The organism is Chryseobacterium sp. RR2-3-20, from assembly GCF_017808115.1.
GTDB lineage: Bacteria > Bacteroidota > Bacteroidia > Flavobacteriales > Weeksellaceae > Chryseobacterium > Chryseobacterium oryzae.
This window is the reverse complement of record NZ_JADQBD010000133.1, coordinates 1-2579: the sequence shown is the minus strand read 5'-3', so window position 1 is coordinate 2579 and position 2579 is coordinate 1. Positions and strand designations below refer to the sequence as shown.

Here is a 2579-nt window from a genome sequence, read left to right as displayed (position 1 = left end):
AAAAAGTTTATTGAAACAAAGTTCAATAAACTTTCTATATCATCAGTAACAATCAGTAGTACAAAGAATTTTACCAACTATTTTTGACTAATAAACCATAAAAAATCTAACTTCCAATTGAAAGTTAGATTTTATTTTTTGCAGGATAATATATTAACTGTTATTTTTTCTGCTCTTCTAGTTCACTAATCCTTTTCTTGATAAAATCGGCTGGTCTTATACCATTTTGATCCAGAAATGTATTAGAAAAACTCTGTCTGTTGTTGAATCCGGATGCAGAAGCAATATGTTCTATAGAATATTTTCTCCATTCTTTATCATTATAGATTTTTTGTGTTGCATAATTTATTCTTAATACATTAATATAGGTATTAAAATTACTTCCTTTATATTCATTTATTACCTGAGAAAGATAAGAAGTATTGGTTTTAAACTGTTCTGCAAGCTTTTTAAGAGTTAATCCCTGCTCCAGATAACCTTTATTTTTTTCGAATGTTTGAATGTCGCTCAACAATTTTTCCACAATAGAGATATCAAACTTGATGTTCTTTCCTGTATCTGTTGTAGAAGCAGATTCACTTTTCAGAACTGGGAGTTCCGGAGACTGATTTTTACTTTCTTGCATCTTTTTAAGCAACTCCTCATAATTTTTCTGAATATCTTTTTGTTTTTTCAGTCTCATAAATATTACAAAACCTAAAAACCCAATTACAGCAAGACATACGATAATAAAAATTTTATTAAAAGAGTTACTTTTTTCCAGATCTTCTTTTGTTTCCAAAAGCTTTTTTGTGTCGTACTCTTTATAAACTTTTGTTGAAAGATATTTGAAATCCGAAGCGATAATACTGTCTGCTTTCAGTAACTGATTGGTATAATACAGTTCTTCCTTGTGGTTATCGTTTTTTTTATAAAACTCGATAAGACCTTCATAATTTTTTCTTACTTCGGGAAGAATGAAAGTATTTTTATTAAAAATAGAGTCTACTTTTTTATAATTTTTTACTTCAGACTCATGATTGCCGAGAATTTCATAGCTTCTGCCTTTATAATAGTAGATATAAGAAATCCAGGTAAAATCATTAATTTTAATTAATTCCGGCAAAGATTCATCAAAATAAACAATTGCTTTGTTGTAATTCTTTTTCCTGAATTCTGAAATTCCTAAGCATTTATTAAAGTAACTTTTTTCCAAAAGAAAATCTTTGGAAGAAGGCAATGCGCTCATAGCTTTGCTAAGCAAATGGTCTGCTTCCAAATTTTTTCCCAACATCTGATAACATATAATTGCCTGATGCAGAGAATTAAAATACCCTTTTCTATTATTAAACAACAGGTTTTTATGGAGTTTATCCGATAACTTTGGTTGAAAATAAGCAATACATTGGTTGAATATTTCCAAAGCTTCCTCATAGTAACCTAGATAACTTTTTACTACTCCGATATGATAAAGATTTTGATATTTTAAAAAATCGTCTTTAGAATCTTTAAGGTATTCATACGCTTTTAGATACTCTTCCAATGCAGGTTGAAATTTCCTCTTATTGAAATAATAAATTGCACCTTTACTTAAAAATGCATCTCCAATAAGTACATCTTTCCCGGATTTTTTTGCAGCGTCAATTGCACTATCTGCGTAAAGCAATTTGTCTTCTTCCGAATATAATATCGCATCTTTATATGCCTGAAAAAGTTCTTCGTTATTATACTCCGATTTAGCTTTTTGGATATACTGATTAATAAATACAAATGCTCTGGAATCGTTTTCTTCAAATTTATAATATTTCTCTCTCAATTTCGAATAATAATCTTGTGCATACAGCAATACAGCAAGCAACAAAAAGAAAGAAGAAAAAATTTTTTTAAACATTAGTTTCTCACTAAGAAATTTCATCAAAAATACGTAAAAACTATTTATTATAAGCTATTTCAGGTACCTTAGTTTAAATTATAAATTGCTTATTTAAGTAATAACTCTACTTTTTACTGGTAAAAATTTATAAATCGAACCCCCTATTTCTTGTTTCAAGTGGAGTTATTAAGTACTTTCGAGCATCAAAAAACATCACAATAAGTTAATCATTAATCCTAGTACAATGAAAAACAAGTTTATACTATTTAGTTTAGCAATGATTGGAATCTGCAGCATTTCATGCAGACAGTCTGATGACAGTTTCGAAGAAGATTTGAAAGCTACAAAAGAAAACGCAGAACCTCAGTTAATGGCAAGAGATTCTGCTTCAACAGGAATGATTCCTGGTGATCCTCCAAGAAACACCACTCATTGGAGAACCGCTTCAAAAGAAAAAGAAAATCCTGATAAAGGAAATCCAACCTTGATGAGGACAGATTCTACCAAAACACTTACACAAGTATTTGAAGGAGATCCGCCAAGAAATACTACTCACTGGAGAAAAAAATAAAACAATTGTTATCGTAAAAAAACTACTTTCCTAACCGTAAGTAGTTTTTTTATTGATTAAGGTTTATTAGTCAAAAATAGTTGGTAAAATTCTTTGTACTACTGATTGTTACTGATGATATAGAAAGTTTATTGAACTTTGTTTCAATAAACTTTT

The 2579-nt window shown here is 29.0% G+C and carries 2 protein-coding genes; one reads left to right on the top strand and one right to left on the bottom strand.

What is annotated here, in order from left to right; translation table 11 throughout:
• Positions 1-160: 160 nt before the first annotated feature.
• Positions 161-1870, bottom strand: coding sequence for an AraC family transcriptional regulator (locus IV513_RS15285; RefSeq protein WP_209391418.1), 1710 nt, complete (start codon positions 1868-1870; stop codon positions 161-163).
• Positions 1871-2096: 226 nt separating this feature from the next.
• Between IV513_RS15285 and IV513_RS15280 the strand changes: the two genes are divergently transcribed.
• A complete protein-coding gene (locus tag IV513_RS15280; protein WP_209391417.1) occupies positions 2097-2423 on the top strand; it encodes a hypothetical protein in 327 nt (108 codons plus the stop codon).
• Positions 2424-2579 lie beyond the last annotated feature (156 nt).

Bases quoted from the DNA above. Each gene is read 5' to 3' on its own strand.
- IV513_RS15285 (WP_209391418.1), bottom strand. From the start codon at position 1,870: ATGTTTAAAAAAATTTTTTCTTCTTTCTTTTTGTTGCTTGCTGTATTG.
- IV513_RS15280 (WP_209391417.1), top strand. From the start codon at position 2,097: ATGAAAAACAAGTTTATACTATTTAGTTTAGCAATGATTGGAATCTGC.